The 22,053-nt window shown below is 56.0% G+C and carries 23 protein-coding genes; 11 read left to right on the forward strand and 12 right to left on the reverse strand.

Annotation, left to right across the window (positions count from 1 at the left end; all coding sequences use genetic code 11):
- Positions 1-23: 23 nt before the first annotated feature.
- Positions 24-692, forward strand: coding sequence for an SDR family oxidoreductase (locus I8746_RS06215; protein ID WP_196184144.1), 669 nt, complete (start codon positions 24-26; stop codon positions 690-692).
- On the opposite strand, the gene I8746_RS06220 is transcribed toward I8746_RS06215, so the two are convergent.
- Positions 679-1,590: a LysR substrate-binding domain-containing protein gene (locus I8746_RS06220; RefSeq protein WP_196184143.1), complete on the reverse strand. Its 912-nt coding sequence runs from the start codon at positions 1,588-1,590 to the stop codon at positions 679-681. The genes I8746_RS06215 and I8746_RS06220 overlap by 14 nt on opposite strands.
- A 240-nt stretch (positions 1,591-1,830) precedes the next feature.
- On the opposite strand from I8746_RS06220, the gene I8746_RS06225 reads away from it, so the two are divergent.
- The 3 genes from I8746_RS06225 to I8746_RS06235 all read left to right on the forward strand — a co-directional run bounded on the left by I8746_RS06225 (position 1,831) and on the right by I8746_RS06235 (position 5,398).
- Entirely contained in the window at positions 1,831-3,036 is a 1,206-nt protein-coding gene (locus tag I8746_RS06225; RefSeq protein ID WP_196184142.1) for a CaiB/BaiF CoA-transferase family protein, read from the forward strand.
- A 2-nt stretch (positions 3,037-3,038) separates the two neighbouring features.
- The gene (locus tag I8746_RS06230) at positions 3,039-3,854 is read left to right on the forward strand and encodes a CoA ester lyase (RefSeq protein WP_196184141.1); all 816 of its coding nucleotides are present in this window, start codon (positions 3,039-3,041) and stop codon (positions 3,852-3,854) included.
- Positions 3,855-4,102: 248 nt separating this feature from the next.
- Positions 4,103-5,398 (forward strand): NAD(P)/FAD-dependent oxidoreductase, encoded by a 1,296-nt coding sequence (locus I8746_RS06235; RefSeq protein ID WP_230397072.1) that lies wholly within the window; start codon positions 4,103-4,105, stop codon positions 5,396-5,398.
- 34 nt (positions 5,399-5,432) lie between these two features.
- Here the strand turns inward: I8746_RS06235 and I8746_RS06240 are convergent, their stop codons facing one another.
- Genes I8746_RS06240 through pcaC form a run of 3 tightly spaced genes read right to left on the reverse strand, consistent with a single transcriptional unit; the run spans position 5,433 to position 7,223 of the window.
- Positions 5,433-6,320, reverse strand: a complete 888-nt coding sequence (locus tag I8746_RS06240) for a LysR family transcriptional regulator (RefSeq protein ID WP_196184140.1) — start codon at positions 6,318-6,320, stop codon at positions 5,433-5,435.
- On the reverse strand, positions 6,307-6,843 hold the full coding sequence (locus I8746_RS06245) for an NAD(P)-binding domain-containing protein (RefSeq protein WP_196184139.1): 537 nt from the start codon (positions 6,841-6,843) through the stop codon (positions 6,307-6,309). The genes I8746_RS06240 and I8746_RS06245 overlap by 14 nt, the downstream gene beginning before the upstream one ends.
- 2 nt (positions 6,844-6,845) lie before the next feature.
- Positions 6,846-7,223, reverse strand: coding sequence for a 4-carboxymuconolactone decarboxylase (gene pcaC / locus I8746_RS06250; RefSeq protein ID WP_196184138.1), 378 nt, complete (start codon positions 7,221-7,223; stop codon positions 6,846-6,848).
- A 218-nt stretch (positions 7,224-7,441) separates the two neighbouring features.
- Here pcaC and gabD point away from each other — a divergent pair, with 218 nt between their 5' ends.
- Positions 7,442-8,884, forward strand: a complete 1,443-nt coding sequence (gene gabD, locus I8746_RS06255) for an NADP-dependent succinate-semialdehyde dehydrogenase (protein WP_221100322.1) — start codon at positions 7,442-7,444, stop codon at positions 8,882-8,884.
- A gap of 50 nt (positions 8,885-8,934) precedes the next feature.
- On the opposite strand, the gene I8746_RS06260 is transcribed toward gabD, so the two are convergent.
- From I8746_RS06260 to I8746_RS06270, 3 genes are read right to left on the reverse strand one after another with little or no spacing between them, the layout of a single operon-like run.
- Positions 8,935-9,813 (reverse strand): N-acyl homoserine lactonase family protein, encoded by an 879-nt coding sequence (locus I8746_RS06260; protein ID WP_221100323.1) that lies wholly within the window; start codon positions 9,811-9,813, stop codon positions 8,935-8,937.
- 33 nt (positions 9,814-9,846) lie between these two features.
- Positions 9,847-10,329: a hypothetical protein gene (locus I8746_RS06265; protein WP_196184136.1), complete on the reverse strand. Its 483-nt coding sequence runs from the start codon at positions 10,327-10,329 to the stop codon at positions 9,847-9,849.
- Positions 10,326-11,975, reverse strand: a complete 1,650-nt coding sequence (locus I8746_RS06270) for a GMC family oxidoreductase (protein WP_230397070.1) — start codon at positions 11,973-11,975, stop codon at positions 10,326-10,328. The genes I8746_RS06265 and I8746_RS06270 overlap by 4 nt, the downstream gene beginning before the upstream one ends.
- A gap of 255 nt (positions 11,976-12,230) precedes the next feature.
- On the opposite strand from I8746_RS06270, the gene I8746_RS06275 reads away from it, so the two are divergent.
- Together I8746_RS06275 and I8746_RS06280 are read left to right on the forward strand one after the other, a co-directional pair.
- Positions 12,231-13,562, forward strand: coding sequence for an MFS transporter (locus tag I8746_RS06275; RefSeq protein ID WP_221100324.1), 1,332 nt, complete (start codon positions 12,231-12,233; stop codon positions 13,560-13,562).
- 189 nt (positions 13,563-13,751) lie between these two features.
- Positions 13,752-14,438, forward strand: coding sequence for a GntR family transcriptional regulator (locus tag I8746_RS06280; protein WP_196184134.1), 687 nt, complete (start codon positions 13,752-13,754; stop codon positions 14,436-14,438).
- An 89-nt stretch (positions 14,439-14,527) separates the two neighbouring features.
- Here the strand turns inward: I8746_RS06280 and I8746_RS06285 are convergent, their stop codons facing one another.
- From I8746_RS06285 to I8746_RS06305, 5 genes are all read right to left on the reverse strand, one after another.
- Positions 14,528-15,196, reverse strand: a complete 669-nt coding sequence (locus tag I8746_RS06285) for a flavin reductase family protein (RefSeq protein WP_221100325.1) — start codon at positions 15,194-15,196, stop codon at positions 14,528-14,530.
- A gap of 78 nt (positions 15,197-15,274) precedes the next feature.
- Complete coding sequence (locus I8746_RS27480) at positions 15,275-15,559, reverse strand: SRPBCC family protein (RefSeq protein ID WP_221100326.1); 285 nt, start codon at positions 15,557-15,559, stop codon at positions 15,275-15,277.
- A 129-nt stretch (positions 15,560-15,688) separates the two neighbouring features.
- Positions 15,689-16,432 carry an SDR family oxidoreductase gene (locus tag I8746_RS06295; RefSeq protein ID WP_196184133.1) on the reverse strand — a complete coding sequence of 248 codons (744 nt, stop codon included), beginning with the start codon at positions 16,430-16,432 and terminating at the stop codon, positions 15,689-15,691.
- Between the two features lie 61 nt (positions 16,433-16,493).
- On the reverse strand, positions 16,494-17,594 hold the full coding sequence (locus tag I8746_RS06300) for an alkene reductase (protein WP_196184132.1): 1,101 nt from the start codon (positions 17,592-17,594) through the stop codon (positions 16,494-16,496).
- 50 nt (positions 17,595-17,644) lie between these two features.
- Positions 17,645-18,223 (reverse strand): TetR/AcrR family transcriptional regulator, encoded by a 579-nt coding sequence (locus I8746_RS06305; RefSeq protein WP_196184131.1) that lies wholly within the window; start codon positions 18,221-18,223, stop codon positions 17,645-17,647.
- 429 nt (positions 18,224-18,652) lie between these two features.
- On the opposite strand from I8746_RS06305, the gene I8746_RS06310 reads away from it, so the two are divergent.
- From I8746_RS06310 to I8746_RS06325, 4 genes are all read left to right on the forward strand, one after another.
- Complete coding sequence (locus I8746_RS06310; RefSeq protein ID WP_221100327.1) at positions 18,653-19,744, forward strand: NAD(P)-dependent alcohol dehydrogenase; 1,092 nt, start codon at positions 18,653-18,655, stop codon at positions 19,742-19,744.
- A gap of 11 nt (positions 19,745-19,755) precedes the next feature.
- Positions 19,756-20,049, forward strand: a complete 294-nt coding sequence (locus I8746_RS06315) for a putative quinol monooxygenase (protein WP_196184129.1) — start codon at positions 19,756-19,758, stop codon at positions 20,047-20,049.
- Positions 20,050-20,098: 49 nt separating this feature from the next.
- Positions 20,099-20,842, forward strand: coding sequence for an SDR family oxidoreductase (locus tag I8746_RS06320; RefSeq protein WP_196184128.1), 744 nt, complete (start codon positions 20,099-20,101; stop codon positions 20,840-20,842).
- Positions 20,843-20,908: 66 nt separating this feature from the next.
- Positions 20,909-21,997 (forward strand): ABC transporter substrate-binding protein, encoded by a 1,089-nt coding sequence (locus tag I8746_RS06325; protein ID WP_196184127.1) that lies wholly within the window; start codon positions 20,909-20,911, stop codon positions 21,995-21,997.
- The last annotated feature ends 56 nt before the right edge of the window (positions 21,998-22,053 follow it).

The following is a 22,053-nucleotide window of genomic DNA, read 5'->3' on the forward strand; positions in this document are numbered from 1 at the left end:
CCGGCTGCCCCCTGGAGGAGTAAGTGGCGAGAGTCTTGATCATTGGAGCAACTGGCAAGGTCGGAAGTCGCCTGGCTAGAAGGCTAAAGCGCAACGGGCATGAAGTCGTCGGCACGTGCCGACGAGCTGACCAAGCAGCGGCGTTGCGACTCGAAGGCGTTGAACCTGTCGAGTGCGATATCGTGAGCGTCGGCGTGGCTGAGATGACTTCGTTGATGTCCGGTATCGACGCTGTGGTTTTCACGGCAGGTGCAGCAGGTGCCGGGAGAGAATTGACCGATGCGATCGACGGTGAGGGCGTTTTGAAAGCCAGCGCCGCGGCACGGGCTGCTGGTGTCAAACGATTCGTGCTGGTATCAGCGTTCCCAGATGCTTGGCGCAGCAAGCGCATGCCTGAGTCTTTTGAGCATTACATGTTCGTCAAACGGCAAGCAGATGTGCACCTGGCCAGCACTGACCTGGACTGGATCATTCTTCGGCCTGGTACCCTCTTGGATACAGACGCAACCGGCGCAATTCGCCTGGGAATGGCCATTCCGTATGGAGAGGTTTCCCGGGATGACGTTGCGTCGACTATTGTCGCGTTGATCGAGGAGCCACGGTTGCGGCGGGTGATCCTGGAGCTGACATCGGGCTCAACTCCAGTTCAACAAGCGGTGTCGGATCAAGCCCGAATGTTCAGAATTGAGTAGCGGACTTCTCAGCTTGATCGGCTCTCAACAGGCTGATCAGTTTGCGGACACAGCCAGGTAACGCATCCAGTTCTCGGACGAGAATACTGCGTTCTCTGATCGCCCAAGGCTCATCGAGTTGGACGATGGAGAGCTTCATCGTCTTGCTATGCCTGATTGCCGCTGATTGAGGAATGATGCCAATCCCCACATTGGCTTCCACCATACGGCATACCGACTCAAAGCTGGATACCTGGATCCGCCAGGAGAGTTTCTCGCCGAGCCTCTCAGCCTGCTCGCGCATGAACTCCTGCAGCGTACTCCCTTCTTGCATACCCACATGATGGTAAGCCAGGGTATCGACGAATTTTGGAGAGGTCGTCGTATCCAGTACGTGGCCTTCTGGGACAACAATCACCAGGCGGTCAGTGCTGTAGTGGAGAACCTCAAGCTCTTTGGTCGCAACCGGGCCTGCTACGATCCCCATGTCGGTTGAGCCTTCGAGTACCCCTCGCACGATGTCTCTGGTCAATCGCTCTTGAAGATCGACCGTTACGCCTGGATTGCTTGCCAGATACCGTGCAAGGACTTCCGGCAGAAATTCCGTGACCGCTGTAGTGTTGGCGAAAATCCGAATGTGCCCCGATGAGTCAGCGCCGTACTCATTGAATTCAGTTTTCAAGTACGCCATCTGCCGCATGATGAGCCTGGCGTGCTTAAGAAGCCGTCTACCTGCCTCAGTCAGTTCGACCCCTTTACTGTCCCGATACAGCAGATGGGTGTTCAACTGCGCCTCAAGCGCTTTCATCCGGACGCTAGCTGCGGCTGGGGAAATAAACGCCTTCTTGGCACCCTGCGTCAGGCTCGGTGCCTCGGCAATGTGAATGAATAAATTCAGGTCTTTGAAGTCTAGGTGCATGAGGTAAATCCAATCGCCCGAGGCATTAGCTATAGCCTAACGCTGGGTTTTCAAAAGGCAAATTCACAGAACGCCAAGAGCCTCTCATGATCTCTTCAGGACTACAACCGCTTCCTGAATAGCATCAGTTGGAAGCAGGCAGGCACCAACGCCTGGTCGCATGTCCTCCATGGGTTATCTCAACAAACCGTAGCCCGGCGCCAAGCAGGCAGCCGCGCACTTCACCGTACGGAGCACACTGTGATTAAGCCGACCTCCAGCCTTCGCCCCTTGGATGGTGTAACCGTTGTCAGTCTTGAGCATGCGATTGCTGCACCATTTTGTACGCGTCAGCTGGCAGACCTGGGAGCCCGCGTGATCAAAATCGAGCGTCCAGGCGTCGGTGACTTCGCGCGTGCCTATGACACCCGTACCGAAGGCCTGGCTTCGCATTTCGTTTGGACAAATCGCTCCAAGGAAAGCCTTACCCTCGATGTGAAGAAACCGGGCGCAGACGCCATCCTGGATGCGCTGCTGGATAAAGCCGATGTGCTGGTGCAGAACCTGGCACCGGGCGCAGCAGCACGCATGGGCTTGTCGTTTGAGAAGCTCCACGAACGGTTTCCAAAACTGATTGTGTGCGACATCTCTGGGTACGGCGAAGGTGGGCCGTATGAGCAGAAGAAAGCTTACGACCTCTTGATTCAAAGTGAAGGTGGCTTTCTGTCTGTAACGGGCGGCCCGGGGGATGACGAGCTGGCCAAGGCTGGGTGCTCGATTGCGGACATCTCGGCTGGCATGTATGCCTACTCAGGGATTCTCTCAGCGTTACTGCTGCGTGGAAAAACCGGAGTGGGCAGCCGAGTGGATGTCAGCATGTTGGAGTGCCTGGTGGAATGGATGGGCTACCCGCTCTATTACGCCTATGACGGAGCAACACCTCCCCCTCGCGCAGGCGCCTCGCATTCGACTATCTATCCGTATGGCCCCTTCCCCGCCAGCGAAGGTGAAACCGTGATGCTGGGCCTTCAAAACGAACGTGAGTGGGCCCTATTTTGCGAACGCGTCTTGGAAGCGCCGCAGCTGCTCAGTGATTCACGATTCGATTCCAATGCCAAACGATCGGCGAATCGGAGCGAGTTGCGGGCCATCATCGTGACTGCATTTTCTCGTCTTGGCACTGAAGAGGTTGTCGCCCGTCTCGATGCAGCCCCGATCGCCAACGCCAAGGTCAACAGCATGCATGACGTTTGGAAGCATCCCCAGTTGCAAGCACGTGGGCGCTGGATGGAAGTGGCCAGCCCCAGCGGCGCATTGCCGGCACTCCTGCCTCCAGCGAGCAACTCCGCCTTCGCTGCACGTATGGATGCCATTCCTGCGCTTGGCCAGCACAGCGACAGCATCCTGAGTGAGCTCGGTTACTCTCAAACTGAGATCGGTACCCTCAAGAACGGTGGAGTGATCTGATCGTGACGAGACCTTCGTTTGTACGCAGCGCCCTGTTCGTACCAGGTGATCGACCCGAGCGGTTCGAAAAAGCGTTAGCCACGGATGCCGACGTTGTAATCGTAGATTTTGAGGATGCAGTAGAAGACGCGCTGAAAGCTCAGGCACGTGAAAACCTGCAGCACTTTTTGCGCTCAAACCCTGATGTGGGGGTGGTCGTTCGAGTGAACGGTAGCGATCACCCAGAACATCGAGCAGACGTGGCTTTCTGTGCAGGTGCTGCTCAGGTTAAAGCTGTGATATTGCCCAAGGCGGAGAGCCGTACACAGGTTGAGCATGTCGGTAAGCAGGGACTCTTGGTATGGCCCTTGATTGAAACCGTACAAGGCGTTGAGGCCCTGGCAGAAATCGCCAGTGCGAAGAACGTGGAGCGTCTGTCCTATGGGGCGTTGGACTTCGGCGTAGAGCTGGGTTTGAAATCAGGTACCGCAGCCGCAAATCGAATGCTCGACCAAGTCAGATTCCAACTGCTGACTCACAGCGTCCGTGCTGGCTTGGCGCGTCCTCTGGAGACGGTCTTTGCGGACATCGCCGCTTTGGATAAGCTTGCAGAATTTGCCCAAGACGCCCTCGATATGGGATTCGAAGGCATGTTGTGTATTCATCCCAAGCAAGTGGCTGTTGTGAACGAAGCGTTTTCACCCACCAAGGACGAGCTGGCCTGGGCAGCCAGGGTACTGGAAGCATCCCAGGGCGCCGCCAGTGCATTCAGGTATGAAGGAAAGATGATTGACGCGCCAGTGTTGGCTCATGCGCGTCGATTACTTGGAGTGGCATGACGCATTCCGGCTTGAGTGATGCGTCGACGTTCATCAAACCTGGCAGGTTAAGGTCGGCAGTTGAGCATTCGACCTGAAAAATACCTTCGCATCCCGCGCCGCACTTGAATCATTCGATGCCACTCGCTCGGCTGTTCCAGCTGCAGTGAGTCGCTTCGTAATTATCGAAGGCACCCTCTTCAAATGCTCAATGTCACCTTTGGAGCTGAGCAGTCATGCTTAGCCGCAAACACTCAATGGCAACGAACATGAAACAGCATATAGTCATCGTAGGGGGCGGCGCAGGCGGCCTGGAGCTGGCAACGCGCCTCGGCAACCGGCTGGGGCGTTCGGGGCGGGCGCACATCACGCTGGTGGACGCTAACCTCACCCACATCTGGAAGCCGCTCTTTCATGAGGTTGCAGCGGGCTCACTCAACACGGGGCTCGACGAGCTTAACTACGTGGCACAGGCCCGCTGGAACCATTTCAGTTTTCAGTATGGTCGGATGTCGGCCCTGAATCGTCACAACAAAATGATCACCCTGGAGCGGATGCTCGATGCCAATGGCAAGGAGATCAGTCCCGAGCGAACGATTGCTTATGACACGCTGGTGATGTCCGTTGGCAGCCAAAGCAATGACTTCGGTACCCCTGGCGTTTACGAGCACTGCGCGTTCTTGGACAGTCGCCGCCAGGCCGAAAAGCTACATCAGACATTGCTCAATCATCACCTGAATGCACATGCTACGAACAGCGACGCACCATTGAACATTGCAGTGGTTGGTGCAGGGGCAACAGGCGTGGAACTGTGCGCTGAGCTTCAACATGCAGCCCGCCTCCTCCAAGGTTATGGCGTTCGAAAAGCGTCGTCAGATACCTTGAAGGTTTATCTACTGGAGGCCGGTGAACGCATCCTTCCTGCATTACCTGAGCGCATCAGTCAGGCGGTTCACAGAGAACTGATCAAGGTGGGTGTCGAAGTGCTGGTCAGAACCGCTGTTCAGGAAGTCACCCCGTGCGAAGTCGTACTCCGAGACAATGAGCGCGTGAAGGTTGATCTGACAATTTGGGCGGCAGGCATCAAAGCTCCTGCATTCCTGGGACGGCTCGATGGCCTGACGACAAATCGAATCAACCAGCTGGAAGTGCTTCCTACCCTGCAGTCCGTTTCAGATGAGAGGGTTTTTGCCATCGGTGATTGTGCAGCTTGCCCTGTCGAGGGTAGTGACGGCAAGCGCGTACCTCCCCGAGCGCAAGCTGCGCATCAACAAGCCGAGCTTCTGGCCCAGAATCTGGAGCGACAACTGTCAGGCAAACCTCTCAAATCGTTCAAATACCGAGACTACGGCACGCTCGTGTCTCTGGCCTCGTTCAGCGCCGTGGGAACGCTGATGGGGAATCTCTCTGGGGCGACATTCGTAGAGGGTTTGCTGGCGCGCATGTTTTACATGTCACTCTATCGCATGCATCAAGCTGCGCTCTTGGGTAAGCGCCGTGTGCTGTTAAGGATGCTTGGAGATCTTCTCTCTGGTCGATCTAGGCCGAGACTGCGTTTGCATTAAGCGGACGTGCATCCAGCCCCCTCTCGGGGGCTTTTCAGTTCTGCAGTAAATGATCAACCATCTCGCGGGCGATGAGTGACAACGCCTCTCGGTTTCGTACACACAGCCGTAATTCGCGCCGCGCCCAGGACTCGTCAAAGTCGACCTTGCACAATTGCATCTGGGGGAGTTGGTGTCGAATCGCGTGGTGAGGGAGGATGCCGATGCCCATGCCGGCGTGGATCATTCTGCAAATGGCTTCGAAGCTTCGCAGTTGCACTCGAATGCGCAGTGAACGATCCAAGTCGATCGCAGAGTTCTGTAATCGCGCATGGAGAGCAGTGTCTTGCTGGAAGCAGATGTGCTCGTAGTCGAGGGTGTCTTCAAACCTCACGCTTTTACGCTTAGCCAGAGGATGGTCAGAGCGCGTGACCAAGACCAGGCGGTCTTGCCGAAAGCTGAAGATTTGAAGCTCCTCGGCAACGACATGGCCGGCGTAGATGCCGATGTCCGCGGCCCCCTCTCGTACGCTCCGTACGATTTCAGCGCTGGGACGCTCCTCCAGATCGATCTTCACCTCCGGAAAAACTTCCTTGAAGCGAGTAAGGCGCTCGGGAAGATACTCGATGGTGGCAGAGGCATTGGCTTGAATCCGGACGTGCCCCCTTACGCCGCTGCTGAACTCGCTCAGGTCAGCCTGCATCTGTTCGACGTTAGATATCAACACACGAGCGTGGTGAAGCAGCGACTGGCCCGCAGGCGTTAACGTGACACCTTTAGGTTGTCGGTACAGCAGCGCCGTACCGAACCCGCTTTCCATGTCACTGATCCGCTTGCTAACAGCGGCCAGCGAGAGATGCGTTCGCTCCGCTGCCCGAGTCAGACTCGATTCTTCTGCCACCGCTACAAAAAGTCGCAAGCTGTAGAAATCAATGCGCCGCATCGCGCACTTCAATCCGCCCGTCACTCACCAGAGGGCCTACGTACCGCGCGGAGCCAATCACTTCAAACAGGGCCGAGCGACGTTGCATGGCCGTTTCGACGCCTGTGACCACAACATCCAGCGGATCTGCGCCGGCTTGAGCGAGATCACCTGTCAGCTCTGCGCCAAGGTAGTCCAGGGAGTATTGAGCCAAGGCTGCCGACAGGGCATGGCAACCGCCCGATCTCTGCACATTGATCACACAGGTGCCTGGTCGCAGCAGGCGCGCAAGGCCATAGGTGCCGACAAGCATCGCTGCAGTGTCTTTCGAATCGCAAAGCGCCACCATGACGGTCTCGATGCTGCTCAAATCCCCAACAGGCTCTAGCGCACTCGCACCTGTTTGGCTGCAAAATGAATCGATTAATGACCGATCATTGTCGCTAACCACGATCGGGTATCCTGCTTTGGCGATGAGGGCGGCCAGCGGCCACCCCTTACCCTTCAAGCCAATAAAGCAGATCTTAGGCTGAAGAAGAGACATGATCAGGCGTCCATCTCTTTGAAGACTTCCTTGGCCACCCGGAAGCTATCAATCGCTGCTGGCACGCCACAGTAGATGGCGACCTGCAGGAAAATCTCCTTGATCTCATCTTTAGTCAGGCCGTTGTTCAGCGCTCCGCGGACATGCAGTTTGAGCTCATGCGGTCGATTCAAGGCCGAAATCATTGCCAGGTTCAGCAGGCTGCGGCTTTTGCGGTCAAGCCCGGGACGGTTCCAGACATCGCCCCAGCAGTACTGAGTGACCAGTTGCTGAAGATCAAGGGTGAAGTCGTCTGCGTTTTTAATGGCAGCATCTACGTACTCGGCGCCAAGCACCTCGCGGCGCGTTGCCAGGCCTTTTTCAAAAAGCTCTTCGTTCATCTCTATCTCTCGTCGGGTTGTTGTTTTTGATCGACGGCAAGCTCCGCAATAAGCCAAGCATGACAACCTCAACCTAGATCATTGTCATACAATATGTCAATGTTACTCAACCTATGGCATGCTCTGCCCTGTCTACGAGCCGTTAGCTTCTGCCCGCTCAGTAAGGCACCCACTGATCCCTTAGTCATACGTAACTGATCTTCGAACAAGGACAACCCATGCAGTTGAGAGATTCGGCGCTTTTTCGTCAGCAAGCCTTCATCAATGGTGAGTGGCTGGATGCGGACAGTGGCTTGGTAATCCGGGTGACGAACCCGGCCACGGGTGAAGTTATCGGTACCGTGCCGAAGATGGCCACCGCGGAAACCCGCCGCGCCATCGAAGCTGCCGACAAGGCCCTCCCGGCCTGGCGGGCACTGACAGCCAAGGAGCGCTCGAACAAGCTGCGTCGCTGGTTTGAACTGATGATCGAGCACCAGGATGACCTGGCTCAGCTGATGACCACCGAGCAAGGCAAGCCGCTGGCCGAAGCCAAGGGCGAAATCGCCTACGCGGCCTCGTTCATCGAGTGGTTCGCTGAAGAAGCCAAACGCGTCTACGGTGACACCATCCCAGGCCACCAGCCAGACAAGCGCCTGATCGTCATCAAGCAGCCAATCGGCGTTACCGCGGCCATCACCCCGTGGAACTTCCCGGCGGCGATGATCACCCGTAAAGCTGGCCCGGCACTGGCCGCTGGCTGCACCATGGTGCTCAAGCCCGCCTCGCAAACCCCCTACTCTGCCCTCGCCCTGGTCGAACTGGCCCACCGTGCCGGCATCCCGGCTGGCGTGCTGAGCGTGGTCACCGGCAGCGCCGGCGAAGTCGGCGGCGAGCTGACCGGCAACTCCCTGGTACGCAAGCTGTCCTTCACCGGCTCGACCGAAATCGGTCGCCAGCTGATGGAAGAATGCGCCAAGGACATCAAGAAGGTTTCCTTGGAACTGGGTGGCAACGCCCCCTTCATCGTGTTCGACGACGCCGACCTGGACAAGGCCGTCGAGGGCGCGATCATCTCCAAGTACCGCAACAACGGCCAGACCTGCGTCTGCGCCAACCGTATCTACGTGCAGGACGGCGTCTACGACGCGTTCGCGCAGAAGCTGGCCGCTGCGGTCGCCAAGCTGAAGATCGGTAACGGCCTGGAAGAAGGCACCACCACTGGCCCGCTCATCGACGGCAAGGCTGTCGCCAAGGTTCAAGAGCACATTGAAGACGCCGTTTCCAAGGGGGCGAAAGTGCTGTCCGGTGGCAAGCTGATCGAAGGCAACTTCTTCGAGCCGACCATCCTGGTCGACGTACCGAAGACCGCTGCGGTGGCCAAGGAAGAGACCTTCGGCCCACTGGCTCCGCTGTTCCGCTTCAAAGACGAAGCCGAAGTCATCGCCATGTCCAACGACACCGAGTTCGGCCTGGCTTCGTACTTCTACGCTCGCGACATGAGCCGTGTGTTCCGTGTCGCCGAGGCCCTGGAATACGGCATGGTGGGTATCAACACCGGCCTGATCTCCAACGAAGTCGCGCCATTTGGCGGTATCAAGGCTTCGGGCCTGGGCCGCGAAGGTTCCAAATACGGTATCGAGGACTACCTCGAAATCAAATACCTGTGCCTCAGCGTATAACTTAGCTAGAACACGAGAGCTGAAGATCAGCTCTCGTTTCTCGATCACAGCTAGTGAACGTATGACTGCTGTCCCGCGCCGAGGGCCACCTCTACCAGTTGATGGCCGTTCTTGGTCACCCTGCTTGGATACAGCGATGCCATTGAAGGCTCATGCGGTGCTAGCACACGCGACATGTCATCACCGACTGCTTTCAAAATAGAATCAGTGGTCATGAGGAGATTGGTCTGGCTTCCAGAGGCCAATCCGACTGGTAGGTAGAACGGATCCGCTGGATTGCCACCATGCAGGTTGTCGTGGCGGTAAACCAGATCTCCGGTATAGACAAACACGTCCTCGCTCTCGCGCTTGCCATCGTTGCGGATCACGATGTATTGCGAGGCGGCGGTATGGGTGTCCTTCGCAAGGCGTACATCCACCCCAGGGAATACATCATCGATATCCCCCCTCAGCCCTCGCATCCTTCCTTCTCTCGCCAGCTGCACCGCATAGATCATGTCCCCGGTATCTACCGCAGTGAGCAACCACCGGAAACGCCTGTCCATGGTCATGATAGAAACCCAGGAGGCAAGCTCCTCCTCCTGGATATAGAACGTAGCGTTGGGGAAAAGCTCAAGGCCACCCATGTGGTCAAAGTGGGCGTGCGTGAGAATAACGTGGGTAACCTCCTCGGGTGTACAGCCCACCTCTGCCAGTACGTCGCGCGGTGGGAACCAATTTTGGACGTTGAACCGTTTTACAAACTGCTCGCCATGGGACGCATTGTTGAGGCCGCAGTCGAGCAAAATCGTGTGCCCCTGGCCTTTGAGAAGGGTGTAGCAATAGGGCAATTCGACGGTTCCACCATTGTGCTTGCCGTAGACCAACGAGCTCATGGCTGCATCGGGAACCTTGGCGTATTCGAGCATCCAGATTGAATAGTCCGACATGGATCCTTCCTTCTTGTTGTTATCGAAAAGTTTTTATCCGCGGCCCAGATCTGCTGAGTGCTGGGCACAGCAGGAGTGGCTGAAATCGACGACCTCGAATCCAGGCAGACATTTAGAGGCGCACTCAAGCTCACGCCAGCCGTCGACCAGCAACGGTAATGGGTCGAGTGCTTGAGCCTTGTTGGCCAGGGTCTGGTCGATTGCGTGAGAGCTTGAGATCAACCGCTCAAGCCCCCTGCACAGGTGACGATGAAAATGCCCAACACGATGGGTAGGTTTAAGTGCCATGAAGCATTCCCTACCCTGCATGATCTGAGAGGCAGCAGCCTCCCGGGTAGCATGATCAAGCGCATGCCGGGAGCGTTCGAATGACATCACCAATAGGATTGATGCAAGGCGGCTCGCAGCGTCCTGCAGCTGCTGAAAGCATTGATGCGCTGCCGCGGCGTACACGACCGTGGCATCATCAAAATCAGTGCCTGGCGTGACCCGCAAATGCTGAGCTTCTGAATTCATACCGCAATCTCATCCGGGACTAGCTGCAGCCCCAGAATCATGTCCGAGGCTTTTTCTGCAATCATGTAGGTCGTAGCGTTGGTGTTCGCAGAGGGCATCGATGGCATGATGGACGCGTCTGCGACTCGTAGCCCTGTCAGCCCATGGACTCGTAACTGGTGATCGACCACGTTCATTGGCTGATCCGCTGGGCCCATGCGTGCAGTCCCGATCATGTGGTAAACGGTGGTACCCATGTTCCTCGCGAAATCGAGCAGTTCGTCATCGCTTTTCAGGTCAGGACTTGGTGATGTTTCCGACTCGACATAGCGCGCCAATGCGGGTGTTCGGAACAACTCACGCGCTAGTCGCATCCCGCCAATCAGGGCGCGCTGATCAGTTTCATGTGTGAGGTAATTAGGCTGAATGATCGGTTTGTCGAAGGGATCGCGACTGCGCGCGCGGACATAGCCCAAGCTTTCAGGACGTTCCTGCCAGACGCCAAGCGTCAATCCAGGATGAGAATCTAGAAGCCCCACCACACCCTCCTTGAAGCTCGCGGGCGAGCAAGCAAATTCAAGGTCTGGTCGATCGAGCTTTGGGTCGGACTTGCAGAACAGGTGCACCAGGGATGGACTTACCGCAAGCAAGCTGGGGCGTCGCATCAACCAGCGGCCAATCTCCAGCAAAAGTGCCGGCCCCTGCACCATCTGGTTGATGGTTCTAATCCCTTTCACACGGGAGACCATACGCACGGCGTAATGATCACGTAGATTTTGCCCCACACCCTCCAATGCATGGACAACCGGCACGCCTATATCTGCCAGGACATCGACCGGCCCAACCCCGGACAGCTGAAGTAGCTTGGGTGTATTCAACGCTCCAGCGGTGAGCACCACCTCTCGCCGTGCCCGAACCTGGTGAATAGTTCCGGTTGGGCCTTGGCTTAAGTAACGGACACCGACAGCGCGCTTGCCCTCGAATATGATGTTGGTCGCTTGAGCATCCGTACGGACGCTAACATTCCTTCGCTTCTCAGCTGTGCGAAGAAACGCTTTCGCAGAGCTATACCGCATCCCTTTGTGAATAGTGCGCTGGAAGAACCCGGCACCCTCTTGGCGCCCGGCGTTATGGTCACCGTTACGCGGTATGCCGATAGACTCTGCTGCCTCGATCAGAGCGTTGCTGACGGGGTGATGCCAATCCAGCTCGGATACAGGTAGCTCTCCAGCCCCTCCCCTAAAGGCACTACCTGCTCCTTGCCACTTCTCTGAACGCTTGAAATAGGGCAGGACATCTTGATACGACCACCCCTTATTGCCGGCAGCAGCCCAGCTGTCGTAATCCGCGGCTTGCCCCCTCACATAATTGAGCCCGTTGATCGAACTGGATCCGCCCAGCACCCGGCCTTGTGGCAGTGAAAAACGCCTGTTGTTGGTACCTGGGCCAGGCTCTGCCTCAAAGTTCCAGGTCAACGTCTTGCTGTAGATGTTTTTGATGTAGCCGGCAGGAATATGGATCAGGGGATTGGTGTCTCGCGGCCCAGCTTCGAGAATGCACACAGTGGCGCCGCTAGCACTCAAGCGGTTGGCAAGCACACATCCTGCGGTGCCTGCACCTACCACGATGTAGTCAAACTCATCGCCTTGATGAGCATTCATGACCATTGTCGGCCTCCTTGATTGGCGGTCGAGCATCGGTGTGCACGACCCTGTTTTTGTAGTTTTTGGAGCCAAATCACGCTAAACGATTGTAGTACAGACAGTCAATCATATTGGGTTAACCATTCCCGAAGCATGGTGCAAAGCCCGCTCGTCGTGTCCTCAGACTGAAAATCGCACCGCCCTCTTGGCAGCTTAAGCAAGCGGGTCTAGAGTGCCTGTATCTCACTCATATTGTAATACAATAATAAGGAAGCAATCATGACTGGAAAGGCGCAAACCTGGGCCGAGGCATCACGCTCAAAAAGGATCTCGATTGATGCCGGAAAGCGTAAAGTGCTCATCTCCAGCATCATCGGAAGCATCATCGAGTGGTATGACTACACCCTCTACGGTGTTGCCGCCGCGCTCGTTTTCAACCATCTGTTTTTTCCCAACTTCAGCTCAGGTGCTGGCACAATCGCGGCGTTTGGTTCGTTCGCGGTAGGCTTCATCGCACGCCCGCTCGGTGGCTTCTTTGCAGGTCAGATGGGCGACAGGGTCGGACGTAAAACCACGCTGGTTCTTACTCTCATGCTCATGGGGGTGTCGACAACTCTCATCGGACTGCTTCCGACCTACGAACAGATTGGTATCTGGGCGCCCATCCTCTTGGTGCTGATGCGGGTCGTTCAGGGCTTTGCCGTCGGCGGTGAATGGGGAGGCGCAGTACTCATGGCAGTTGAGCATGCGCCCGCGAACCGTCGGGGCATGTGGGGTGCTTTCCCCCAAACTGGTGTTTCAGCTGGCCTGGTTCTCGGCTCTGCCGCATTTGCGGCGGCATCGGCTTTGCCTGAACAGGACTTCTTAAGCTGGGGTTGGCGCGTTCCTTTCCTGTTCAGTGTCGTGCTCGCTGCCGTAGGTCTGTTCATTCGACTCAAAACGGAAGAATCACCAGCATTTTTGGAGGTGAAAAACTCCGTCGCTGAACGCAAAAGTCCGCTCGCCGAGGTTTTCAGGAACCAGCGCAAAGCGTTGCTGCTCGCCCTAGGTGCGCGGTTTGCAGAAGGGGGCAACTACTACATTTATACCGTCTTTATCCTGGCATTTACCTCTCAGTACACCTCGCTGGCGAAAAGCGACGTGCTGCTCGTCGTCATGCTGGCGGCGCTTTTCAACATCATCTCAATTCCGGTCTGGGGCGCCGTGTCGGATAAAATTGGGCGCCGTCCGGTGTTCATCGGCGGTGCGCTATTCATCGCGCTAACGGCATATCCGTTCTTCCTAATGGCGATGAGTGGATCGCTCCTACTGCTTGCGATTGCTCTGATTACCGTGCTCTGCCTTGGCCACGGGCCTGTGTACGGCACCTTGGCAGCCTACTATGCGGAGCTCTTCCCTACAGCTGTCCGGTACAGCGGCATCTCCATTGGTTACCAAGCTGCATCTATTTTGCTCGGCGGCATCACTCCAATGCTCGCCAGTGCCCTGATACTGTGGGCTGACGGATCCCCCTGGGCGGTAGTGTTGATGATGGTAATCAGCGCGCTCATCGCAGCATTCACCATGTTGGTGAGCCCGGAAACCTATCGAAGAGACCTAAAAACGGTGTAGAGAGCATCATTTGGTGGCGCTTTGATCTCTGGATTAAGTGATCCCCCCAGAACACGCCAGAACGCTGATTCAGAGCTCACCACGCGCCAGGCGTGGTTGATATCGAGCGTATTGGTATACAATCTGCTCATCCTATAATCAGATTGAAACCCGTGAGCGGCCTAATCGTCGAACACGTGAGGAGCTAAGATGGCCCGTGATGATATGCCGGTAATGAGCCGACCTGAAACGCTGCGAGGTCATGTCGAAAGCTTCTTGCGCGAAGCCATCATGAATGGACGGTTTGCGCCGGGAGAGAGACTGGTCGAGCGCGAGCTCTGTGAAATGCTTGAAGTGAGCCGCCCTCCTCTGCGAGAGGCGTTGAGAAAACTTGAGGCCGAAAAACTCGTGGTCATTGTGCCGCACCGAGGCCCGGTGGTCGCAAGTCTTGACGTTGAGGAAGCTCGTCAGCTCTATGCACTACGCGCGCTGCTGGAGGGTTTCGCAGCCCACGAATTTGCCAGGCTGGCCTCCGATCGTGAAATCACTGCGATGGAGAAAGCGGTCAAGAACTTGCATAAGCAGGCCACGAATCCAGATCGTCGCGCTCTGATTCAGGCAAAGTCGAAGATTTACGATGTGATGCTGGGCGGTTGTGGTAACGCGTTGATTACTGAAGTTCTGCATGGGCTACTGACGCGAATCAACCTGTTAAGAGCCACGTCTTTCTCTCGCCCAGAACGTCTTCACGAAAGCCTAGCGGAGATTGATGAGCTGTTGGAGCGCATCAAGCAACGTGACTCGGAAGGCGCCCAGAGGATGGCGACCCTGCACATCAAGAACGCGGAAAATGCCGCGATGGAAATGCTTGAGTCCGCTGCCACTGAAAGCCAGTGACCAAACCTTTTCAATCGCTCTTGCGGTAACGCATTACGAGAGCGATTCAATTCAGATCACCTGATGCGATATCAGGTGATCTGCCCTCCTCAGTCCGTCACATTCATCGATTGACCGATGGCATAAAACTGCCCGCCTGCAATGTAATGAATGCTCCTCAAGGCTGGGGGCGCCTGCTCATATCTCCAATGGCCGTCCTGAAATACGCGGCTGTCTGCCCACGCTCCAACAACCTCACCAATGAACAAGTCGTAGGTTTCTTGATTATGAGGCTCATTGATCAGCTTGCAGATCAGCCAGGCTGAACAGCCTTTGACAAGCGGCGCATCAAAACCCGGCATCTCGAACAGCTCCACCCCAGCATGGGTAAGCTTGTCTGGATCTTGGGATCTGCTGGTGTTTCCAACTGCATAGGTGAGGTCGAGCTGGTTCTGGGTCGGTATCTGCAAAACGAAAAAGCCGCTGCGCTCGATCAACGCTCGGGTGGCTGCGATTTTGTCAATCACGACAGTGACCTTAGGCGGTTCGAAATCCAGGCCACACGCCCAGGCAGCAGCCATGACGTTGTCGCATCCCCCATGGCGAGCGGAGACCAATACCGTAGGCCCGTGGTTGATCAGCCGATAGGCCTTAGATAGCGCAACAGGCGTGATGTGAGTGCCGCCAGCGAACCCTGCTGCAGATAACTGATCACTCAATAAGTAGTCTTCCAGTCCGTGATGGCCATCTCGCAGAAGATTACTGACGGCAGTCGCCATACTCGCTTCATCGATACCGGCAAGTACATCGAACCTTGCCTTCCAGGTAATGACGCAGGCTGCTGTGTCGGACAGCGGCTAAACGCTGACACTGGCTTCATAGTTCTCGACTGGCAGCGGTGTGATTTCCATCCGATAGCCGAGACTTCTTTGCTTCGGTTCAAGCACCGTGAGGCGCTCTGTGAGCACTTCGCCTGTAGGCAGATGGAGCTCTCGGACGCTCCCGGCGTCGGCCCTCTCACTGATGAGGCTGCTCGCGGAGATGCCCGGATGCCACTCTGCAATGTCTCCAAAACGTTCAACAATCGTCCATACCGCTTCTGCCGGGCACTGGGCGATCGCAGTGTATTCTAGACTTGGCACAACATAGCTCCTTGGTGAGGCGCACCCCCCGGGAATCGCCGCTCTCTTTCACGAGAAATTCAGCCCCGGTGGGCCGCCGTCTATGGATGCAACGTATTGCCGATCAACAGCCGGCAAAGCGCAACGCACCTACCAATTTTGTCGAGTAGGCGAGATGATCAGGTCGTTAACCGTAACGTTCGGTGGCTGGTTGAGCGCATACACGACCGCATTAGCTACATCCACTGGCGAGATCGCGATGCGATTTAGCTCTCGGGCAGCTTTACGGCCTTCGGGGTCGGAGACCTTTTCTGCCCACCCTGTGTTGATCACGCCGGGACTGATGGTGTTTGCGCGAATACCGTGATGCACACCCAGTTCTTTGCGCATGGACTCGGTCATGGCCTGTACGAAGAATTTGCTGGCACTGTAGACGCCCGCTGACTCGCCCACTTGATGGCCAGCCACAGACGCCATATTCAAGATGTGCCCGGACTTCTGCTCGACCATCAAAGGCAGAACAGCAGCAATGCAGTTGAGATAGCCTTTGATATTGACATCCACCATGCGGTTCCAGTCATCGGTCGCCACATCGACCCAATTGGAGAACAGCATCAGCCCAGCATTGTTCACCAAAATGTCGACGGCCCCGAAGGTATGCTTGGCGTAATTTGCGAGTCCTTGCGTCTGGAGAGAATTGCTCACGTCGGCAGGATAGGGATAGACCTGGGCTCCACCCTGGCCGACCTCATCAACCAGCGCATTCAATTGTGGCTCATCGATTGCAGCCGCTATGATCCTAACACCCTGGACAGCCAATGCCCGCACTGTTGCCGCGCCAATGCCCGAGGAGGCGCCCGTAACGACCGCGACCTTGTTTTCTAAGTAGTTCATTCAAATTCCTCGGACGCGCAGATCAATCTGCGCGTCTACAGGTGATGGCGAAATGGGTTGATCAGTAGTTGCCTTTTGGCCAATCGGTGTAGCCCTTCGCGCCACCGCCGTAGTACGACTCGCGTGGCGCGATGGTTAGCTCAGCGCCCACTCGCAGGCGCTCCACCAGATCCGGGTTGGAAATGAAGTAGCGCCCAAACGCAACGGCATCGATCAGATCTTCCTTGCGGCGCTCAATGGCCATTTCCAGGTCATAGTTGTTGTTACCAATGTACGGGCCGTGGAACCTGGCGCTCAGCGCATCCATATCCACGCCAGCGGGGATCTCACGCGTTGTGGCTGTCGCACCCTCGACGAAATGCATGTAAGCCAGGTCAAATTGATTAAGCTCGTCTACCAGGTAACCGTAGAGATCCATCACGTTGCTGTCTGGCGGCGTGTTGCCGGCATCAGGTGTAACCGGCGAAAGGCGGATGCCGACTCGATCATTCCCCCATATCTCCACAATAGCGGCAGTGACCTCCAGGGTCAGGCGCGCACGATTTTCGATGGATCCACCATAGCGATCGGTACGCTTGTTAGTGGAGTCTCGAAGGAACTGATCCAGCAGATAGCTGTTCGCCGAGTGCACTTCTACGCCATCGAATCCAGCCCGCATGGCATTGCGTGCCGCGATGCGGTATTGCTCGATGATCCCCGGGATCTCATCCGTTTCGAGTGCGCGGGGCATCGATACCGGAACAAAACCGTCGACGGTATAGGTATTCCCTTCCGCCTGGACGGCTGATGGAGCTACTGGTGCTTCGCCATTGGGCTGCAGCTCAACGCTGGAGAAACGACCGACATGCCACAGTTGGCTGACAATCTTCCCGCCGGCGGCATGGACGAGATCAGTCACCTTTTTCCAACCCGCTACCTGCTCTTCGCTCCAGATACCCGGTGTTGCGGCATAGCCTCTGCCTTGAGGAGAAATGTTAGTCGCCTCTGCGATGATCAGTCCTGCACTGGCTCGCTGTGCGTAGTAAGTCGCATGCAATTCATTCGGGATACCGTCTTCGCAGTACCGGCTACGAGTCACTGGCGCCATCACAATACGATTCGCCAGTTTGATAGCCCCCATCTCCATCGGGGAGAAAAGATCCGTGCGTGTGCTGTTATCCATCGTAAACACCTCAATAGTAGACCGGTCGTCTAGCCGATAGGCAAAATTTTTTAGTGGATGAGGCAGTTCACTGCTTGGCTCGCAGTTTCGAACGCCTTAGTGGATTTTTGCAGCTTCGCTTGCAATGAAGCCCCAAGCCAAAGCTGGTAGAGCGCTTCCGCCAATGAACTGGGTTCCATTGATGAGGTGATGCTGCCGTCCTCTACACCTCTGCTGATGCAGGAGGCCAAGGCTCCCACGATCCGAGCGGTACCCTTCTCCAGGACATCGCGCATATCTTCAGAGAGATCGCAGACCTCAGGGCCGAGCTTCACCACCAAGCACTTCTGGTGGGGTACATCGGTACCTTGAGTTTCAACCCAATATTCGAAATACCGGTGCAGGCACTGCGCTCCGCTCTCGTTGGCCGCCAGGATTGGAACAATTCGGCTGATGTACTCGGAGAAGTACTCCTCCAGAAGCGCCTTGCCAAAATCCTCTTTCGAGCGGAAGTAGTGATAGAACGACCCCTTTGGCACACCCGCATTGTTCAGCACTTCGGCCAAGCCAACAGCGGTGTACCCCTTGATGGTCATCAGGTTGCGCGCTACATCCAGGATGTGCTGACGCATGTCATTTGGCTTGTTCATGGCGCCCACCTTACCTCCGTACCGACCAGTCGTCTAGTAATTTCTAGACCAGTCGTCTAGAAACGCCCTTTACCCCCACCGCTTTCACCCCTAACTGGTCATCTGTGCATTCCAAAGACTGAAAAATATCTATCGATATTTCAACCAGTTAGTGGCGATCTCATTGAGTTTCATAGCCTCTGCACTTGTTCATTAGCGCGCGTTAATAGCGGCTTAGTGGGCCGAAAGCAAGGGCAACTGAGCACCTTGCTTTTTGATTTTTTCGAGATATATTTGCCTACAACACGCCGATAAGATTGTAATACAAGAACACAAAGGTCACGGCGTCTGGGGTTTTTAAGCCCTACTAAGGAGGCACGTGCGCGTCGGCTTCCGTGACCTTTGAAATGCTCACCCGAGCGTCATGTAGGCGCCTAAGGAGAATGCTAAATGCCTCGTATCACTGCCGCTGTGGCAACCAAGGCCAAGAGCCCCCTTGAGTTAAGAGAACTCACGCTGGCCGAACCCGAAGGAAACGAGATCCTGGTGCGCACCGTCGCATCCGGCATCTGCCACACGGATCTGTTGCTCAGGGACGGTATCTTCGGCCCGAGCCATCCGGTGATTCCAGGGCATGAGGGTGTTGGTGTCATCGAAGCGGTAGGCCCCGACGTCAAAAGCCTGCAGGTGGGTGATCACGTTGCGCTGAGCCAGAGCTCTTGCGGCCACTGCGCAGACTGCCGCCGCGCGCATCCGATGAATTGCCGAAACTACGTCCAGTACAACCTGACTGGCGCCCGCCCGAACGGTAAGCGTGCCATCCTGGATGCCGACGTCGCCTCTAACTTCGTGGGCCAATCTTCGTTTGCTACCCACATTCTCGCCACCGAGAACAACGCAGCGAAGCTGCCGAAGGATTTTGATCTCAAGATCGCCGCGCCACTGGGTTGCGGCATGGCAACCGGTGCCGGCACCGTCATGAACGCCATGCGGCCGCCAGTAGGTTCCACCATCGCAGTCTTCGGCTGCGGTGCAGTAGGCCTGGCGGCGATCATGGCTGCCAAGATCCGCCGCTGCAGCGTTATCGTCGCTGTTGACCTGCATGACTCGCGCTTGGAAATGGCCAAGAGCGTAGGTGCTACTCATGTAATCAATGGCCGTGCAGAAGATGTAGTGGAGCAGATCCATCAGATCACCGACGGTGGCGCCGATTTCAGTATCGACGCGGTCGGGCTGACGCCTGTGGTACGAAATGCAGTTTCCTCTACCCGCCCAGGTGGTCATTGCGCGCTTCTTGGTCTCGATAGCTTGGGCAAGGACATCCCCATCTTGCTTGATTGGATTGCATTCAATCGCAAGCTGCAAGGCGTGATTTTAGGCGATCAGATCCCTCAGATTTTCATCCCCCAGCTGGTACAGCTGCAGCAGGAAGGCCTGTTCCCCTTCGAGCGGTTCATCACCCACTACCCCTTCGAAAAGATCAATGAGGCCATTGCCGACGCAGAGTCCGGCAAAGTCATCAAACCCGTCCTGCTGTTCTGATGGAGTGCACCATGTCGGCTGCCTATGTCGTCGCTACTTTCAACGTAAAACCTGAACACCTTGACCAAGGTAAGTCACTCATTCTGGGCTTTGTAGAACCTTCGCTGGCGGAAAAAGGCTGCCTCTTCTACGACGCCTACCAGTCGAATGAAGATCCGGCTGAGTTCGTAATCGTGGACGCTTGGGCTACCCAAGAAGACCTGGATGGGCATGCCAATAGCGAACACGTCTCCCAGATTGTTGAGCAGCTTTCGCCCCTTTTGGCCAAACCTGCATCCGTAAAAACCTATCGTAAGATCTCCTGATCAAACGAAAGTGTGCATCTCTCCAACAATAACAATACGAGGCAATAAAATGCAGAACGTACAAGGTAAGGTTGTAGCTATCACTGGCGCGAGCAGTGGCATTGGTGAGGCGACGGCCCGCTATCTGGCTGGCCTGGGCGCTCATGTCGTCATTGGAGCACCTGCTAACACAGTACCTGCCATGGAAAAGATTGTTCAGAACATTCAGGAAGCTGGTGGCAAAGCTGCTTATGTAGTTCTTGACGTTACCCATCGAGAAGACGTGCAAAATTTTGTCGATTTCGCCGTCGACAAGTTTGGCCGCCTGGACGTGATCGTGAACAATGCTGGCATCATGCCGCTCTCTCCTATTGAGGCCCTCAAGGTTAACGAATGGGACGCGATGATTGATATCAATATCAAAGGCGTTCTCTATGGTATCGCTGCAGCACTTCCAGTGATGAAAGCCCAGGACAGCGGGCATATCGTAAATATCGCGTCGGTCGCTGGCCATATCGTTACCCGCAACAGTGCTGTCTATTGCGGAACCAAGATCGCGGTGCGCGCTATTTCGGAAGGTCTGAGGCAGGAGATTGGTGAGAAGATCCGCACCACTATCATTTCCCCCGGTGCAGTGCAATCGAACCTTGCATCAACAATTACCGATCCCGAAGCAAAGGCAGAAGAAAAGAAAGTACGCGATATCGCTGTAAAGGCTGAGGCTATCGCTGGCGCCATTGCTTTCGCTATTTCCCAGCCTGCCGAAGTTGACGTCAACGAAATTCTCATCCGCCCAACCGCCCAACCTTTCTAATTCTTGCTTTGCCGGGCAGCTGTGCTGCCCGGACGCTGGCTTACAAATACAATAATGGAGTCAAGCATGAAACCAGCCATCAAGCGTTGGGCGACCGCGCTCAGCCTTTTTTCAGCCATATCTCTGTGTGCCCCTCTGACGCTCGCGGAAGACCTGGTTCTTTTAGCGGATACAAGCCCCGCGTCGGGCGACAATCCCCTCACCAAACCAGACGAATTCAAAAAGACCGGCCCATGGAAGATTGGCATGAGCCACTATGGCCTCTCTGGGTCGACCCACACCTACCAGACAGCGCATGAAGCCGATCAGGCCGTCAAGGACATCCCTAATATCGGCGAGTACCTCTTCCGCAGCGCTGACCTAAGCCAGTCCAAGCAGGCAGCGGACATCGAGGATTTGATCGCTCAGAAAGTAGATGTTCTGATCGTCGCGCCGTTAACCACCACGTCGGCTTCAGCGGGTATTGAGAAAGCACGCGCCGCAGGCATTCCGGTGGTGGTGTATCTGGGCAAAACGAGCACCGACAAGTTCACTACCGAGATCCAGGGGGACGACTTCTTCTTCGGCAAGGTGATGGCCGACTACCTGATCAAAAAGACCAAGGGTCAGGGCAACATCTGGCTTCTGCGAGGCGTTGCTGGTCACCCGATCGATGAGGATCGCTACAAAGGCGCGATGGAGGCGTTCAAGGCTGCCCCCGGGGTCAAAGTGATCTCGGATCAATACGCAAACTGGTCATATGACGACGCCAAGCGCATGTGTGAAAGCCTGTACCTGTCCAACCCTCAAGTCGATGGTGTGTGGTCTGACGGTGCAAACATGTCCCTGGGCTGTGCTGATGCACTGCAGCAGATGGGAGTTTCCTCACTACCTCCAATTACCGGCGAAGCAATGAATGGCTGGCTTCGTCGCTGGAAAACAGATGGACTGCAGTCGATCGGCCCAATCTGCCCACCTGGGCTCAGCGCTGCAGCCATTCGTGCTGCTGTTGCTCTCCTGGAAGGCAAACCGGTTCACAAGCACTATGTGAACCGCCCTGCCCCGATCACTGATGAAACTTTGGATAAGTACGTACGAATGGATCTGTCCGACGCCTACTGGAGCCCTTCCGAAATCCCGGAAGCCAAGCTCCAGGGCTTCTACGGCAGCAAGTAATTCGTCATACCGCGATGGCGCTGACTTAGGTCGCGCCACCGTTTATTCAGAGGATC

The sequence above is a fragment of the Pseudomonas sp. USTB-Z genome (genome assembly GCF_019691255.1).
Taxonomy (GTDB): Bacteria; Pseudomonadota; Gammaproteobacteria; order Pseudomonadales; family Pseudomonadaceae; genus Aquipseudomonas; species Aquipseudomonas alloputida.

Bases quoted from the DNA above. Each gene is read 5' to 3' on its own strand.
- I8746_RS06320 (WP_196184128.1), top strand. From the start codon at position 20,099: ATGCAGAACGTACAAGGTAAGGTTGTAGCTATCACTGGCGCGAGCAGT.
- I8746_RS06315 (WP_196184129.1), top strand. From the start codon at position 19,756: ATGTCGGCTGCCTATGTCGTCGCTACTTTCAACGTAAAACCTGAACAC.
- I8746_RS06285 (WP_221100325.1), bottom strand. From the start codon at position 15,196: ATGGCGACTGCCGTCAGTAATCTTCTGCGAGATGGCCATCACGGACTG.
- I8746_RS06265 (WP_196184136.1), bottom strand. From the start codon at position 10,329: ATGAATTCAGAAGCTCAGCATTTGCGGGTCACGCCAGGCACTGATTTT.
- I8746_RS06280 (WP_196184134.1), top strand. From the start codon at position 13,752: ATGGCCCGTGATGATATGCCGGTAATGAGCCGACCTGAAACGCTGCGA.
- I8746_RS06245 (WP_196184139.1), bottom strand. From the start codon at position 6,843: ATGTCTCTTCTTCAGCCTAAGATCTGCTTTATTGGCTTGAAGGGTAAG.
- gabD (WP_221100322.1), top strand. From the start codon at position 7,442: ATGCAGTTGAGAGATTCGGCGCTTTTTCGTCAGCAAGCCTTCATCAAT.
- I8746_RS06220 (WP_196184143.1), bottom strand. From the start codon at position 1,590: ATGCACCTAGACTTCAAAGACCTGAATTTATTCATTCACATTGCCGAG.
- I8746_RS06270 (WP_230397070.1), bottom strand. From the start codon at position 11,975: ATGGTCATGAATGCTCATCAAGGCGATGAGTTTGACTACATCGTGGTA.
- I8746_RS06305 (WP_196184131.1), bottom strand. From the start codon at position 18,223: ATGAACAAGCCAAATGACATGCGTCAGCACATCCTGGATGTAGCGCGC.
- pcaC (WP_196184138.1), bottom strand. From the start codon at position 7,223: ATGAACGAAGAGCTTTTTGAAAAAGGCCTGGCAACGCGCCGCGAGGTG.
- I8746_RS06275 (WP_221100324.1), top strand. From the start codon at position 12,231: ATGACTGGAAAGGCGCAAACCTGGGCCGAGGCATCACGCTCAAAAAGG.
- I8746_RS06300 (WP_196184132.1), bottom strand. From the start codon at position 17,594: ATGGATAACAGCACACGCACGGATCTTTTCTCCCCGATGGAGATGGGG.
- I8746_RS06260 (WP_221100323.1), bottom strand. From the start codon at position 9,813: ATGTCGGACTATTCAATCTGGATGCTCGAATACGCCAAGGTTCCCGAT.
- I8746_RS06295 (WP_196184133.1), bottom strand. From the start codon at position 16,432: ATGAACTACTTAGAAAACAAGGTCGCGGTCGTTACGGGCGCCTCCTCG.
- I8746_RS06310 (WP_221100327.1), top strand. From the start codon at position 18,653: ATGCCTCGTATCACTGCCGCTGTGGCAACCAAGGCCAAGAGCCCCCTT.
- I8746_RS06240 (WP_196184140.1), bottom strand. From the start codon at position 6,320: ATGCGGCGCATTGATTTCTACAGCTTGCGACTTTTTGTAGCGGTGGCA.
- I8746_RS06325 (WP_196184127.1), top strand. From the start codon at position 20,909: ATGAAACCAGCCATCAAGCGTTGGGCGACCGCGCTCAGCCTTTTTTCA.
- I8746_RS06235 (WP_230397072.1), top strand. From the start codon at position 4,103: ATGAAACAGCATATAGTCATCGTAGGGGGCGGCGCAGGCGGCCTGGAG.